This is a genomic window from Roseinatronobacter monicus, assembly GCF_006716865.1.
Lineage (GTDB): Bacteria > Pseudomonadota > Alphaproteobacteria > Rhodobacterales > Rhodobacteraceae > Roseinatronobacter > Roseinatronobacter monicus.
This window is the reverse complement of sequence record NZ_VFPT01000001.1, coordinates 3,639,276-3,653,346: the sequence shown is the minus strand read 5'-3', so window position 1 is coordinate 3,653,346 and position 14,071 is coordinate 3,639,276. Positions and strand designations below refer to the sequence as shown.

At 59.0% G+C, this 14,071-nt stretch carries 13 protein-coding genes and 3 pseudogenes; 10 read left to right on the top strand and 6 right to left on the bottom strand.

Features of this window, described 5'->3' with window-relative positions; all coding sequences use genetic code 11:
- Positions 1–2 precede the first annotated feature (2 nt).
- From rfbC to BD293_RS17340, 8 genes and pseudogenes are all read left to right on the top strand, one after another.
- Positions 3–556, top strand: a pseudogene (gene rfbC, locus BD293_RS17375) (dTDP-4-dehydrorhamnose 3,5-epimerase).
- A gap of 4 nt (positions 557–560) precedes the next feature.
- Positions 561–1,604 carry a dTDP-glucose 4,6-dehydratase gene (rfbB, locus tag BD293_RS17370; protein ID WP_142083956.1) on the top strand — a complete coding sequence of 348 codons (1,044 nt, stop codon included), beginning with the start codon at positions 561–563 and terminating at the stop codon, positions 1,602–1,604.
- Complete coding sequence (gene rfbD / locus BD293_RS17365) at positions 1,601–2,449, top strand: dTDP-4-dehydrorhamnose reductase (protein ID WP_142083954.1); 849 nt, start codon at positions 1,601–1,603, stop codon at positions 2,447–2,449. Before rfbB ends, rfbD begins: the two co-directional genes overlap by 4 nt.
- Before the next feature lie 87 nt (positions 2,450–2,536).
- Positions 2,537–3,727, top strand: a complete 1,191-nt coding sequence (locus BD293_RS17360; protein WP_142083952.1) for a hypothetical protein — start codon at positions 2,537–2,539, stop codon at positions 3,725–3,727.
- An 11-nt stretch (positions 3,728–3,738) separates the two neighbouring features.
- Positions 3,739–4,656 carry a glycosyltransferase family 2 protein gene (locus tag BD293_RS17355; RefSeq protein ID WP_142083950.1) on the top strand — a complete coding sequence of 306 codons (918 nt, stop codon included), beginning with the start codon at positions 3,739–3,741 and terminating at the stop codon, positions 4,654–4,656.
- On the top strand, positions 4,653–5,723 hold the full coding sequence (locus tag BD293_RS17350; protein WP_142083948.1) for a glycosyltransferase family 4 protein: 1,071 nt from the start codon (positions 4,653–4,655) through the stop codon (positions 5,721–5,723). The genes BD293_RS17355 and BD293_RS17350 overlap by 4 nt, the downstream gene beginning before the upstream one ends.
- Positions 5,724–5,785: 62 nt before the next feature.
- The gene (locus BD293_RS17345; protein ID WP_170207178.1) at positions 5,786–6,775 is read left to right on the top strand and encodes an EpsG family protein; all 990 of its coding nucleotides are present in this window, start codon (positions 5,786–5,788) and stop codon (positions 6,773–6,775) included.
- A 327-nt stretch (positions 6,776–7,102) separates the two neighbouring features.
- Positions 7,103–8,206: a glycosyltransferase family 4 protein gene (locus BD293_RS17340; protein WP_142083943.1), complete on the top strand. Its 1,104-nt coding sequence runs from the start codon at positions 7,103–7,105 to the stop codon at positions 8,204–8,206.
- 12 nt (positions 8,207–8,218) lie between these two features.
- Here BD293_RS17340 and BD293_RS22790 read toward each other — a convergent pair whose 3' ends face one another.
- Positions 8,219–8,377 (bottom strand): hypothetical protein, encoded by a 159-nt coding sequence (locus BD293_RS22790; protein ID WP_170207177.1) that lies wholly within the window; start codon positions 8,375–8,377, stop codon positions 8,219–8,221.
- Between the two features lie 123 nt (positions 8,378–8,500).
- Positions 8,501–8,803, bottom strand: a pseudogene (locus tag BD293_RS17335) (IS1634 family transposase); the annotation flags it as partial.
- A gap of 102 nt (positions 8,804–8,905) precedes the next feature.
- Between BD293_RS17335 and BD293_RS23155 the strand changes: the two are divergent.
- Both BD293_RS23155 and BD293_RS17330 read left to right on the top strand, forming a co-directional pair.
- Positions 8,906–9,154, top strand: a complete 249-nt coding sequence (locus tag BD293_RS23155) for a hypothetical protein (protein WP_170207012.1) — start codon at positions 8,906–8,908, stop codon at positions 9,152–9,154.
- On the top strand, positions 9,036–11,189 hold the full coding sequence (locus BD293_RS17330) for a recombinase family protein (RefSeq protein ID WP_142084381.1): 2,154 nt from the start codon (positions 9,036–9,038) through the stop codon (positions 11,187–11,189). Before BD293_RS23155 ends, BD293_RS17330 begins: the two co-directional genes overlap by 119 nt.
- Here the strand turns inward: BD293_RS17330 and BD293_RS17325 are convergent.
- The 4 genes and pseudogenes from BD293_RS17325 to BD293_RS17310 all read right to left on the bottom strand — a co-directional run.
- A pseudogene (locus tag BD293_RS17325) lies at positions 11,148–12,563 on the bottom strand (IS1634 family transposase); the annotation flags it as partial. The gene BD293_RS17330 and the pseudogene BD293_RS17325 sit on opposite strands and share 42 nt — an antisense overlap.
- Positions 12,564–12,594: 31 nt before the next feature.
- On the bottom strand, positions 12,595–12,864 hold the full coding sequence (locus BD293_RS17320; protein WP_142083940.1) for a hypothetical protein: 270 nt from the start codon (positions 12,862–12,864) through the stop codon (positions 12,595–12,597).
- Complete coding sequence (locus BD293_RS17315; RefSeq protein ID WP_170207176.1) at positions 12,864–13,754, bottom strand: glycine-rich domain-containing protein; 891 nt, start codon at positions 13,752–13,754, stop codon at positions 12,864–12,866. Before BD293_RS17315 ends, BD293_RS17320 begins: the two co-directional genes overlap by 1 nt.
- A 14-nt stretch (positions 13,755–13,768) precedes the next feature.
- Complete coding sequence (locus tag BD293_RS17310; protein ID WP_142083936.1) at positions 13,769–14,035, bottom strand: spike base protein, RCAP_Rcc01079 family; 267 nt, start codon at positions 14,033–14,035, stop codon at positions 13,769–13,771.
- Positions 14,036–14,071: the final 36 nt, after the last annotated feature.

Sequence of the window (14,071 nt, the reverse complement as noted above, 5' to 3'; positions counted from 1 at the left end):
ACATGCTGATCGAGACAACCGCGATTTCAGGGGTCCTGATTATCACGCCGAAGCGGTTTGGCGATGAGAGAGGGTGGTTTTCCGAAGTCTGGAACGAAACGCCCTCATTGACGCCGGGGTAAACTTGCCCCCGTTCGTTCAGGACAATCACAGCTACTCGGCCCCGCGCCACACATTGCGCGGGCTGCATTATCAAAGCCCGCCGCGCGCGCAGGACAAGCTGGTGCGCTGCTCTCGCGGGGCGATTCTCGACGTCGCGGTCGATGTGCGCAAGGGATCGGACACTTACGGGCATCACGTCGCTGTCGAGTTGACTGCCGAGAATGGCGCGCAACTGCTGGTGCCCAAAGGGTTTTTGCACGGCTTCCTGACCCTGAGCGCGGATTGCGAAGTGCAATATAAATGCACCGACACCTACGCGCCAGATTGTGACGGTGCGGTTGCATGGAACAGTGTCGGCATTGACTGGGGCACGGATACGCCGATCCTGTCTGACAAGGATGCGCGCGCCCCTGCCTTTGCAGATTTTGACAGCCCGTTTCAGTTTGAAGGGTGATGGTATGAAACTTCTGGTAACAGGTGGCGCAGGGTTCATCGGCTCTGCTGTGGTGCGGCTGGCTGTGGCACGCGGGCACAGCGTGGTAAATCTAGATGCGCTGACCTATGCGGGGTGTCTGGAAAATGTCGCCAGCGTGTCGGACAGCCCGCTTTATGTGTTCGAGCAGGCGGACATCCGTGATCGCGCTGCCCTTGATCGTGTGCTTGCCGCCCATCAACCGGACGCAGTCATGCATCTGGCAGCGGAATCCCATGTCGACCGCTCCATCGACGGGCCGGGCGATTTCATCTCGACCAATGTGACCGGCACTTATGAGTTGCTCGAGGCCGCGCGTGCCTATTGGACAGCAATGGGGCGGCCTGACGGGTTTCGCTTTCACCATATCAGCACCGATGAGGTCTTTGGCAGCTTGGGGCCGACAGGCCAGTTCCATGAGGCCACGCCTTATGACCCGCGCTCGCCCTATTCGGCGTCGAAAGCGGCCAGTGACCATCTGGTTCAGGCATGGCACCACACGTATGGGTTGCCTGTGGTGCTGACCAATTGTTCCAACAATTACGGCCCCTATCATTTCCCGGAAAAGCTGATCCCTGTCATCATTCTCAATGCGCTGGCGGGCGCGCCGCTGCCGATTTATGGCGACGGCTCGAATGTGCGGGACTGGCTCTATGTCGAAGATCACGCCGATGCGCTGCTGCTGGTGCTGGAAAAGGGCGCACTGGGGCGCAGCTATAATATCGGCGGCGAGAACGAACGCAGCAATCTGGAGCTGGTGCGCACGATTTGTGCCATCCTCGATGCGAAACAGCCCAAGGCGCGCGGGTCTTATGCCGACCAGATCACCTTTGTGACCGACCGGCCCGGCCATGATGCACGCTATGCCATAGACCCGACCCGCATCCGAGAGGAACTTGGCTGGCGGCCTTCGGTCACAGTCGATGAAGGCTTGGCGCGCACCGTCGACTGGTATCTGGAGAATGAGGGCTGGTGGCAAAAGCTTCAGGCCCGCAAGGATGTCGGTACGCGCCTTGGGGTCACGGCATGATCCTTGTCTTTGGCCAGACCGGACAAGTGGCGCGCGAATTGGCGCGGCTTGCGCCCGATGCCCTGTATTTGGGCCGCGAACAGGCCGATCTGACGGACCCTGATGCCTGCGCCGCCGCCATCCGCGCGCATAGGCCAAGTGCCGTGATCAATGCGGCGGCCTATACAGCCGTCGACCGCGCCGAGGATGAAGAGGCACTGGCCACCCTCGTCAATGGCGATGCGCCCGCCGCGATGGCTGTGGCTTGCGCAGAAATCGGAATCCCTTTGGTCCATATCTCAACCGATTACGTGTTTGACGGCGCGGGTGAGGCGCCTTTCGCGCCGGACCATCCGACAGCGCCGCTTGGGGCCTATGGCCGGACCAAACTGAAGGGCGAGGATGGCGTGCGCGCGGCAGGCGCAACCCATGCGATTATGCGCACATCTTGGGTTTTCTCGGCGCATGGGGCGAATTTCGTGCGCACAATGTTGCGTCTGGGTGCCGAGCGCGACCTGTTAAACGTGGTCACAGACCAGATCGGCGGGCCAACACCAGCGCGCGCCATTGCCGAGGCCTGCCTTTCGATGGCACAGCAGTTGCAGGCCGACCCGACCAAGTCCGGCACCTATCATTTCAGCGGCACGCCCGCCACAAGCTGGGCAGGCTTCGCCCGCGCAATCATGACAGAGGCCGATTTGACCTGCGAAATCATAGATATTCCCACCGCGGCCTATCCCACCCCTGCGCGCCGCCCTCTGAATTCGCGTCTGGATTGCACAGCCCTGCGCGTCTTTGGCCTGTCGCAGCCTGACTGGCGCGAATATTTGAAAACGACGCTCATTGAACTGAAAGGCACAGCATGACACCGCGCAAGGGCATTATTCTGGCGGGCAAGTCTTGAACACGGCGGAACAGGGCCACACCGGCATCTAGCTGAGCGTCCTTTCAGAATGCGAACGTCTTTGCTTGTCATTGCGCAGTATAGCCTGATCAAGGTCACGCCCGGTGTTTTCAACCTAGCTCTGATCCCGTTTCTGATGACGACACTTGGGGTTGCAAGCTACGGTGTGTATTCCTTGTGGCTTGGCTATGCCATGTTGGTGGGCAATGTTGTCGGCGGGGTGGTGGCGCAGCCCATGTATCGGCATCTGCCCTCACGGCCAGATGAAAAGGACAAGTATCATATCTTCTCCCTTGGGGCGGCGGGTCTTGCTGCCGTAATATGCCTGATTTTGCTGCTGAATTTCGGTGCGCCCGTCAGGCTTGCGGTTGGCTTTTCAATCTTTGCTCTGGGCACCGTGCTTGCGGCCACGGTTACAGTCGGCTTCATCATCGAGAAGAAGGTCATGCGATTTGCCGTATTTGAAGCGCTGCGCATTTTCATCATCGTCGCCGTGCTTGCATATCCCATGCTGTCCAACGCGGCCTTGGGGCTGGAAACTATCATTTTCGCGTTGGCGCTCTCGAACCTTGTGCCGCTGCTGGTGCTTGCTGGCAGACCTCGTCTCGTGATCCCTGACAGGGCGTGGTTTCGGCGCAGCCTGTCGTTCGGGTCCAAATCTGCGATCTGGATGCTTCTGGCCGGACTGCCAATTGTCGGGGCGAAAACCATCCTGATCGACGACATGTCGCCCGAGGCATTCGGTTCATATGCAGGCCTTGCCGATCTGACTTATCGCGCATTCGCTATGTTCAACGCTGTCTTGATGATGTGGGCATTTCCAAAGCTGTCCCGCCATTTTGACCGCGACGAAATACCCGCAGCGCAAGCAGTGCTATGGCAGACATTCACGCTGTATGCAGCAGGCGGTTCGGTGATCGGGCTTGGCCTGTTGGGCGCGATCTGGCTTGACCTCCTCCGCATCGACACCCTTCCAGGCGCGGCGCTTGCTGTGATGGTGGTGGCCGCCGCATCGTTTCTTTGGCACGCAATGTCGATTTCGCACAAAGTTCTGGAAATGCGGCTGATGACGGTGCGTATGGTCTGGTTCATGATACTTGGTGTGGCCGTGTTTTATGCCCTTGGGTTCGGGGCGCTGAACCTTCCGGGCGTGGATGTTTTCTATGCTGTGAATCTGACATTGATCGGCATCGCATTGTCATACATCGCAACGTGTCTTCGATACGGCCTAAAGTCATAAACTCGCAAGAAATGATAGATATCGTCATTGTTACCTGGAACGCAGGCGCGCAACTTGCGCAGTGCATCGCCTCGATCCGCGCGCATGGGGAGAATCTGGTCGGCAACTGCACCGTTATTGACAATGGCTCGACCGATGGCTCGACCGCGTTTCTTGATCAGGCGGATGATGTCGATCTGGTGCTGGCGGGCCAGAACCTTGGGTTCGGTCGCGCCTGCAATCTGGGGGCCGCCCGTGCCGGCAGCCCGTACTTGCTGTTTCTCAACCCGGATGCCTGCCTCTTGCCGGGGTCACTCGCGGCACCGCTCGCATATTTGCAGGCGTCAGACCATACCGGGGTGGGAATTGTCGGCATACAGTTGGTGGATAAGGCAGGCAACGTGCAGCGGACATGTGCCCACACCCCCACCCCCCTTCGTCTGATAGCCAAGGCGCTGGGGCTGACAGCCCTATTTGGTCAGTGGGATGTCCAGATGAAGACTTGGGATCACGCGGTCACGCGACCTGTCGATCAGGTCATGGGGGCATTCTTCATGATACGCCGTGACCTGTTTGACCGCCTTGGCGGCTTTGACGAACGGTTCTTTGTCTATTTCGAGGAGGTTGACCTCTCTCGTCGTGCTGCACAGGCGGGCTATGGTACGATTTATCTTGTCGAAGCGCAGGCCTTTCACAAGGGCGGCGGCGTCTCCGAGCAGGTGAAGGCGCACCGGCTGTTCTATTCGCTGCGCAGTCGCATCCAGTATGCGTTCAAGCATTTCTCGCGCTCTGCGGCATTGCTGGTCAGCTTCGCCACCTTGGTGGTTGAACCTCTGTCGCGGCTGGCGCTGTTGATCGGCGCGCGGCGGTTTGGGGAAATCGGCGATCTGACGCGCGGGTATCGCATGCTGTGGCGCTGGGTCTTTGCATCCGCAACAGGCAGCGCGTGAAACTCTGTATTCTGTCGCGCTATTCCCGCCTTGGCGCCTCCAGCCGGTTGCGGACAATGCAATACGTCCCCGCGCTGAAGCAGGCCGGGTTTGAGGTCGAGATTGCGCCTTTCTTTGACGACGCCTATTTGACCGACCTCTATTCAGGGCGGCGAAACCTGCTGCGAACCGTCGGCTACTTCGCCAACCGGCTGTCGCAATGCCGCACCGCGCGCAAGGCCGATCTCCTCTGGATCGAGAAAGAGGCGTTGCCTTGGGCCCCTTGGGCGTTGGAACAGGCAATACTGCCGCGCGGCGTGCCCTATATTGTGGATTACGATGATGCCGTGTTTCACAGATATGACCAGCACCCCAACGCGATGATCCGGCGTCTGCTGGGCCGCAAAATCGATGCAATCATGGCGGGTGCCGCCTGCGTGACGGCTGGAAACGCCTATCTTGAAGCGCGCGCTTGGGCCGCAGGGGCGTCACGGGTCGAGCGGGTTCCGACGGTTGTCGATCTTGACCGCTATTTCGTCGCCCCCCCGCGCACAGACCCCGCGCAACTTCGGGTTGGCTGGATCGGAACACCCCAGACATGGGCAGGATCAGCAGCCCCAACCTATGCCCATTTGCAGCCAGTATTGGCCAGCGCCAATGCCACATTCCTCGCCATCGGCGCATCGCTCGTGGCCGCATCCGGTGACAGGCTTCAGATACAGCCGTGGCATGAGCGCGCCGAGGTTGCCGACATTCAAGCCTTTGACATAGGGATCATGCCGCTACCGGACGATCCTTGGACGCGTGGGAAATGTGGATACAAGCTGATCCAGTATATGGCCTGCGGCATACCTGTGATCGCATCGCCCATAGGTGTGAATACAGAGATTGTTCAGCATGGCGTGAACGGTTTTCTGGCCAGCACGCCGCAAGAGTGGTGCGATGCCGTGACCCGCTTGCTGGCCCAACCTGATTTGCGCAAGCGCATGGGGGCCGCAGGGCGTGCAAGGGTTGTAACAGATTACAGCCTGCAAGCTTGGTCTGACCGTATCTGTAAACTGTTTCAAAGCGTAAAATCGACCGCGTGATTTATCAGGCCATATTCATTGCATTAACCTCAATGCGCGTTCTGCTGATGAAGCAGGCGCACATGCGCTATATTGCCTACTGGCTTACTTTGGCTTTTCTGTTCCTCTTTTCTGCTTTTCGGTGGGAGGTGGGATGCGACTGGTCAGGGTATCTACACCAGTTTGAGGTACAAAGAGATCGCAGCTTGTCAGACGCGCTGACAGGGCGCGATCCGCTTTGGTGGCTGATGATCGGCTTGCTGCACAGGTTTGGTTTCGCCTATGAATGGATGAATATAATTTCTTCGGCTGTGTTTTTCTGGGGTCTGCATTATCTGGCCAAGCGACAGCCCGATCCCTTTGCAGTCATAATTATTGCCTTTCCGGTCCTGATAATGAATATGCCGCTCTCCGCGATGCGGCAAGCGGCCGCGATTGGACTTATCTGCTTTGCGATTTCTGCATTTATCGACAGGAAAATGACCAGATACGTGATCTTTGTCATCATAGCGGCAGCGATACATTCCAGCGCAGCGATCTTTCTTGTTCTGGCTCCGGCGATTCATCTTCGATATACGGCCCTGAACATCACGGCCACGTTCCTGTTCGCAGTGCTTGGCGCATATTTGCTGCTTCAGACTGGCAGCGCCGAGATTGCTTTTGCAAGATATGTTGGCACGGATATTGTGGCATTCGGTGGTGTATTCAGAAACGGCTTGCTTGCGCTTTCAGGTCTGATTTTCATGCTGTTCCTTGCCAAGCGCTGGAAAACCGAGTTTCCATGTGATTACAAGATTATCTCCCTGACATCGCTGCTTATGATCTTGGTCGCGGGACTGAACCTGCTGTCTACCGTCATCGCAGACAGGATTTCGTATTTCTTACTTCCCGCTCAGGCGATTATATTCGCAAGAATCCCCTACCTCGGCTTTCGCCGAACACAAACTTTCATGACCGTCTTGCCCTATCTGATTTTGGGTCTGTTCTTTTTCGCATGGACAGGTTTATCAGGCCATTTCAGGCTGTGTTATACACCTTACAGAACTTGGATATTTGGTACTCCCGAATTTTAACTCGCTTTGATGCGATTCCAGACACGCTCGGCACCTGTCGGCAAAATAGCACCTGAACCCCATTTATTTCAGAAGCGCTGAAGTGGCGCGCGATCTGCGAATAAGTACTCAAATGTTTTTGCCCACATCGGCCAAGTTCATGGCTGTACTTCGCTTTCTCAACCATATCCTGTGCATTCGCCCATTTGAGAGGCCGTCATCTGATTGCGCGAGTGGATACATCATGGTGCTGAAAAACGTCACGACGTGAATCACCCTCGCCCCAGCACCACACCTACGCGCCCTGGATACCCCGACATTCTGGAACAAGCAGGATCGCACGCCCGTATGCGCATTATTCTGACTGCAAACACCTGTTTCAAGATCGCCAATTTCCGCGCGGGCCTTGTCGGTGCGCTGATCGCGCGGGGTTGCGAGGTGGTTGTGCTGGCCCCAACGGACAGTCATTCCGCGAGGCTCACGGCGATGGGCTGCCGCGTGCTTGATCTGCCAATGGATCGCAACGGCACCGCGCCGCTGGCGGAACTTGGGGTGCTGTGGCGTATCTTTACCGCGCTGCGACGTGAACGGCCTGCCATCGTGTTTGGCTATACGATCAAGAATAACATCTATGCCGGACTTGCCTGTCGCTGGCTGGGCATCCCTTTTGTGCCCAATGTGACGGGGCTGGGGCCTGCGTTCAACCAGACCGGCATGTTGAACCGGATTGTCCGTCTGCTGTATCGGCTTGCCTTTGTGCGTGTGCGGGCGGTGTTTTTTCAGAACCCAGAAGATCGCGCTGTCTTTCTTGGCGCAGGGCTTGTCGACGCTTCACGCACAAGATTGCTGCCCGGTTCTGGTGTTGATCTGGCGCGGTTCGATGCCCGGCCTATGCCGCCCGATGCACAGGGCGTGATTTTTCTGCTGGTCGCGCGACTGCTGTGGGACAAGGGTATCGGGCTATATGCCGACGCGGCGCGCGCCTTGCGTGCCAAGAACCCAACGCTGCGGTTCCAGCTTCTTGGCCCGCCTGATCCGGCCAGCAGCTCCAGCATACCGATGGCACATATCGACGACTGGGTGGCCGAGGGCGCTATCGAGTATCTTGGCCAGATGCAGGATGTGCGCCCAGCCTTGGCAGCGGCGCATTGCATCGTGCTTCCGTCTTGGTACCGCGAGGGGACACCCCGCGTCCTGCTAGAGGCCGCAGCAATGGCGCGACCGGTCATCACCACCGACCGGCCCGGTTGTCGGGATGCTGTCCTGGATGGGCAAACCGGCCTACTGTGCGCAGCGCAAGACCTTGAGGCGCTGACCGATGCCTTGGCGCGCTTTGCCGCCATGCCCGCACAGGCCAAGGCCGCGATGGGCAGACAGGCCCGCGCCAAGGCCGAAGCAGAGTTTGACGAAGCCACGGTCATCAAAGCCTATATCGACCAACTGCGCGCCTAAGCCTGCCCCCCCTCACTCCGCGCGCGCCCATGCCCTGTTCGCGTCATCCCAGACCCAGCCATCGCCGTGCGGTTGTGGCACAGGGGGCTGCCAGTCGCCGGAATCGTCCAGCACCCATGACCCAAACGGCTGCGGCAGCACAAAAGCATCGCGCTGCGCATCATAGGTCATGCCGATTCCGGCAAAGCGCTTGCGATGCGTGGCGCTGAAACTGGTCTCCCAACTTCGACAGTTAAGACGATAAGTGATTGATTTTATTGAGTCGAGATTGTGGTTTTTGCCACAACCGGGCGCTCAGGACGGCTTGTTCAAGCCGAGTGCATCAAAGAGGTCGAGTTGTTCAGGCTGCGTGCGGGTGATCCCTTTCTGAGTGGTTGGTCCAATGCGTGTGATATGTTGCTGAAGCGTGGCAAGCAGGTCGAGCGCCATGCGTGGGCTGGTGGAGTGTCCTTTGGCTTTGAGCCGCATGCGCATGACACGGTAGAGCACCAGCGCCAAAAAGCAGATCAGCGCATGGGCGCGGATACGGTCGGGCAATCTGTGATGAACTGGCGCGATCTCGATGTCAGATTTCAGGACGCGAAAGCCACGCTCGATATACCATAGAGCCTGCCTCTTATAACTTGACAGAGCATGATGATCCCCCCAGAATCGGATTTGAAGCGCTTCGCGCGCTCGCACGCTGGATGGGATCACGCGATGAGCGAAGTACCGTCAGTTCCAGAATTTCAGATGCTGCCGTTGGATCGACGGCAGGAGGCCATCGCACTGTTGGGGCGGATGGCGCTGCGCCAGATCCGCAGCGCGATCGAGACCAAGGAGAGCGATGATGACGTCAGAATCGATCATGGTCCCGCGCGCCCAGAGTTTACCCGAGAAAGTCTGCGGACAGCATCGCGATCGCCAAGCGATCGTTTATATTCGCCAATCAACGCTGCAGCAGGTTGAGCGCAATCAGGAATCGACACGGCTGCAATACGCTCTGGTTGACCGGGCTTTCGCACTTGGCTGGCCGCGGGAAGCGATCGTCGTGGTCGACGATGATCTGGGACGCTCGGGCGCCTCGATCGAGGGACGGCTTGGCTTTCAGCGGCTGGTAGCAGAAGTCGGACTGGGTCGTGTCGGATTGGTCCTTGGGGTCGAGATGTCACGGCTTGCGCGCTCGTGCCGGGACTGGCACCAGTTGTTGGAGATTTGCTCCCTATTCGATACATTGATTGCGGATGCCGATGGCGTTTACGACCCATCGAATTTCAACGATAGGCTCCTGTTAGGCTTAAAGGGGACAATGAGCGAGGCCGAACTGCATATTATCAAGGCAAGAATGCTGGAGGGGCGACGTGCGAAGGCCCGGCGCGGCGAACTCGCAAAGAGTTTGCCAGCGGGTTATGTAGCGCGCCCGTCGGGGGAGGTCATCTTCGAACCTGATGAACAGGCCCAGGGCGTCATCCGTCTTATCTTTGATTTGTTTGAGCGGCTGCGGTCGGTTGGAGGTGTGCTGCGGTATCTGAACGAGCACAATATACAGATGCCGATACGCAGGAAAGATGGCCCGACCAAGGGTGATCTTGAGTGGCGCCGCCCAAGCCGAGCCACGCTGCATAACCTGTTCAACAATCCTATTTATGCCGGTGTGTATGCCTGGGGTGCGCGGCCCGTCGACAGGCGGCGCCAGAAGCCGGGGCGTCCTGGAACCGGGCGCTGCGTGAAGGCGCCGGACAATGTCGAGGTGTTTCTGCCAGACCGGTTGCCGGCCTATATCAGCTTGGAGCAATTCGAGAGCATCCAAGCGCAGATTAGGGCCAACCTGCCGAGCGCGCAGGGGCCGGTCCGGGCTGGAAGCGCTTTGCTATCGGGCATGGTGATTTGTGGCGCGTGCGGCTTGAGGATGCAGCCAACCTATAACAACAATGGTCAAGTCGCGCGCTACATCTGCAATGGCATGCACATGGCCTACGCAGAACCAATCTGTCAGTCGCTTAAAGCGGCCCCGGTTGATGAGGCTGTGTCGCGCGCTATCCTGCGATCGCTGGAACCAGCCGCGCTCGAGATCAGTCTTGCGGTCGCCAGCGACCTTGAAGCGGAACGCAAATCTCTCGATCGTCAATGGCAGCAGCGTCTTGAGCGCGCCCAATTCGAGGTTGATCGCGCCCGGCGGAGTTATGCCAGCGTCGAGCCAGAGAACCGACTGGTTGCGCGTAGTCTCGAGAAGAGTTGGGAAGAGGCGCTGGCGAGCCAAGCGCGCCTCATGGTTGATTATGACCGCTTCCAGCGCGAACGTCTGCAAGCACCGAGCCGCACTGAACTGGAGGCGATCCGTACCCTTACCCAAGATCTCCCCGCGCTTTGGCAGGCGGCAACAACCACACAAAGAGAACGACAGGAAATTGTACGGCTGCTGCTCGAAAGGGTTATCATCAAGATGGTTGATGACACCGAGCATGTGGAGGTCACGTGTCATTGGCATGGCGGCAATCAAACGATGCACAAGGTGATCCGTCCTGTCGCGCGGATCACCGCGCTCAGCAGCTATCCGGCACTGATTGCGCGCATGAAGGAACTCTACGAAGCTGGCCACAGTAGCCGCTGCATTGCCAATATTCTCAACGAAGAAGGCTTTGTCCCCCCCAAGCGTCGTAACACCTATACCCCCGAAATGGTCCGCCACCGCCTGGTTGCGGCGGGCATCGCCAAACCACAGCGCAAAAAACCCAGCGCCTCAGCGATGATTGTGCGCGAACCCGACGAGTGGACAATCCGAGAATTAGCCGAAGCCATCGGCATGCCTCAAGCGACCCTGTATTATTGGGTCGCCAACGGCCGCCTAAGCAGCCGCCTGGTTAAACATGACCGCAAACCGGTGAAGCTGGTGACTGCTGACGCGACAATGATCGAGGATCTTAAAGCGATCCGCGCGAGCCCGCCCCACCTGAGGCGCCTGCCGCCCCGGCAAAGCGCAGAACAACTTAAACTTATCACTTGAGAGTCGAAATGTCTGGTCGATATCGATATCGGCCAACGCCTTGTAGCGCGCAATCGCGTCGGCTGGTGAGATGTCCGGGACATTGGTCAGCAGGACGAGCTTGCCATCAAACAGGGCCGCGCGGGCGATGGCGTCTTCATCGACTTCCCAACTGAACCGGTCTGCGGTGAAATCTGCTTTGATGAATCTGGTGAGCTCGGCATCGGCAATGGCACGAACAAACCGGCTATAGGCCCCCCGGTCTGATGCGCGCCGCCCCTTTGCGCTCTTGCCTTCATCTTGCCGGTCAAGCTTGGCAACCATGGCGTTGCCCATGGCCTCCAACTCATCAATCCGCGCGCGGCGCGTCTCGCCCTGTTCTCGCGCGCGTGCAGCATCATGCGCAACAATCAGGCGGTGCCCTTCAAAGCTGGCTTCTCGTAATCCATCGCCCTCGCTGAAGTCGAAGCTTCGAAAGGTTTCCATCAGTTCACTGTAGCGGCGCGCAGGCACGGCCAGGATGAATTCCAGCTTGCGTCCGTCCTTGTCGGCCATGTCGGTCAGATGATGGATGTTGTCCAAGCTGAGCAGGCCACGATCAGCCACCAGAATGATGCGCTGGATAGGAAATCGCTGCAGGACCGTTTGCAGCATGCCCTGCAGGGTCTTGGTCTCGGCGACATTCCCCGGATGCACGGTGTGCATGAGTGGCAGCCCGTCGGCGGTCTGCACCACGCCCAGCACGAACTGGCGCGCAATCCCGCCCGTTTCCTTGTTCATACCAAAGGCGCGAACATCATCTTCAAGCCGGGCTTCGCCATGAATGCGCACCGTGGTCAGGTCATAGAAGACAATTTCCAACTGCTGATCAACCAAGGGACGGATCTGACGTGCCAGTTCCTGCTCAACTGTTTCGGCATGATCCATCAGCGCATCCATCGCGCGCAAAAGATGCTGATGCGTGACCTTGGCGGGCATATCTGGCATGGCCACCGTATCCAGCCATCGCAGGCAGCCCAGTTTGCTTGCCGGATTGCACAACCGGTTGAACACCATGGCGCGCACGAGTGCCTCTGCCTTGATCTCACGCCGCCCCGAGCGCAGCGCACGGCTGAGGGCGCGATCAAATCCAAGGTCTTTCCAGAGTTCATGAAGGGCAAAGACGTTCCCGTAAGCTTTGGCGCTTTCGACCTCCACCGCAAACGCAGTGTTCTCGGTGCGCCCGAGCACGCGGTTCAAGCCATTGATCAGTGGGTCCAGCTTTTGTGGGCTGAGCTCTTCAAGCCGGCCGAGGTTTGCGACAACGCGATGCCGAACCTTGCCGGTCTCGGTACGATAGCCTTCGACCAACTGAACATACTGGCGACCGCCTGATTTGGTGATCTTTGCATACATGCCGCAACAATATTGTGCATATAGCCAACTATCAATAGCGGTTATGAAAGCAAATTGCCACAACAGCGAAACCAGAATAATCACCCTTGCCGCAACTCAACCCTCTGATTTTATTGGGACGCCCCATGGTCAGGACCACAAATTTCCCAAATAACTGTCGAAGTTGGGTGGTCTGCACCCAGCGCCCCGACAGACCCAGATCATCGCGCAGGTAAGCTTCGCCGCGATGTTGTTGCGCATCTGGAACCACCAGAACGCGGCAAACCACGTTGCTGCTGTCTATTTCAGCGAAATGTGCCATCACGCCCCCTCCGACAGGTATTCTGATTGACTAATTCTGTAGCGAATAATCACCACGCCTGATCCGCCACTAGCGCCGCTTCGTGCGCCCCCAATGGTGCTTCCGGCACCGCCGCCGCCACCGCCGCGGTTCATCAGGCCCGCAGCGGCCTCAATAGCGGGGCTGCCCCGCCCACCTGCGCCGCCACCATCGACAGCCGCGCCGGGCGGATTGGTCTGAAAGGTGCCGCCGCCACCACCGCCGCCATAGCCAAGGCTGGTGCCTGTGATCGCATGAACCACCCCGACACCGCCCGCGCCGCCAGCACCAAGTGATGCGGGCGGGGCCATACCGCCTGCACCCCCGCCGCCACCGCTGTTGCGACGCTCTGGGATGCCTGCTGCGGGAAACGAGGGACCACCGGAAAATTCGGGGTTGCCGGGGCCACCCGCATTCGCAACGCTTCCATTGCTCATGCCACCGCCGCCGCCATTCGCGCCCGCACCACCGGCCTGACCTGTAGGCCCGCCGCCGCCGCCGCCCGCCGCCGTCAGCACCCCAAGGCTGGAGGCGTTTCCACCCCCGCCCTGACCACTGAACGCCCCGCCGGAACCACCGGCACCAACGATCACCGTCACCGGTCCCGCAGGCAAATGAACCGATGCCGCCAGCACATCCCCGCCCCCGCCAGCACCGCCGCTTTCGTTGCCGCTGGACCCTGCACCGCCGCCACCGCCCCCCAGAATAAGGTATTCGATGCGCCCGCCCTGCACCAGCGTCAGCATACCCGAAGCGGAGAAGGTCAGAATGCGGTAGAACCTGCCATTCACGGCCAACGTGCTGCCGACACCCCCCGTGGCGATAGCCGCTTGGGGCCGACGACGCCGTTGCGCGGCCGCACGAAAGGACATTTGGCCGCCCAGCATCAGATCACCACCAGCGCATGCACACCTGTCGCTGTGGTCCCTGTCGCCAACACCCGACGAACAACGACCGGCAAGAGGGTCTGATCATCAAGCAGCACCGTGCGCGTCTCGCCGCGCCGGGTCACGAAGCAAAGCGCCCCCCCGGTTTCGACAAAGACCGACATCGCCATAACCGGCAGGTCCGCCGCATCATCGGGAGTGATAGGAATGATATCGGTTGCCGGTCCGGCGGGTGATAGCGTTCGGTTGACGAGTGGATCAAACATTTGGCGTCTCCTGTTATGCCGCTCCGCGAGGGGTGC

Bases quoted from the DNA above. Each gene is read 5' to 3' on its own strand.
- rfbB (WP_142083956.1), top strand. From the start codon at position 561: ATGAAACTTCTGGTAACAGGTGGCGCAGGGTTCATCGGCTCTGCTGTG.
- rfbD (WP_142083954.1), top strand. From the start codon at position 1,601: ATGATCCTTGTCTTTGGCCAGACCGGACAAGTGGCGCGCGAATTGGCG.
- BD293_RS17360 (WP_142083952.1), top strand. From the start codon at position 2,537: ATGCGAACGTCTTTGCTTGTCATTGCGCAGTATAGCCTGATCAAGGTC.
- BD293_RS17355 (WP_142083950.1), top strand. From the start codon at position 3,739: ATGATAGATATCGTCATTGTTACCTGGAACGCAGGCGCGCAACTTGCG.
- BD293_RS17345 (WP_170207178.1), top strand. From the start codon at position 5,786: ATGCGCTATATTGCCTACTGGCTTACTTTGGCTTTTCTGTTCCTCTTT.
- BD293_RS17340 (WP_142083943.1), top strand. From the start codon at position 7,103: ATGCGCATTATTCTGACTGCAAACACCTGTTTCAAGATCGCCAATTTC.
- BD293_RS22790 (WP_170207177.1), bottom strand. From the start codon at position 8,377: ATGACCTATGATGCGCAGCGCGATGCTTTTGTGCTGCCGCAGCCGTTT.
- BD293_RS23155 (WP_170207012.1), top strand. From the start codon at position 8,906: ATGAGCGAAGTACCGTCAGTTCCAGAATTTCAGATGCTGCCGTTGGAT.
- BD293_RS17330 (WP_142084381.1), top strand. From the start codon at position 9,036: ATGACGTCAGAATCGATCATGGTCCCGCGCGCCCAGAGTTTACCCGAG.
- BD293_RS17320 (WP_142083940.1), bottom strand. From the start codon at position 12,864: ATGGCACATTTCGCTGAAATAGACAGCAGCAACGTGGTTTGCCGCGTT.
- BD293_RS17315 (WP_170207176.1), bottom strand. From the start codon at position 13,754: ATGTCCTTTCGTGCGGCCGCGCAACGGCGTCGTCGGCCCCAAGCGGCT.
- BD293_RS17310 (WP_142083936.1), bottom strand. From the start codon at position 14,035: ATGTTTGATCCACTCGTCAACCGAACGCTATCACCCGCCGGACCGGCA.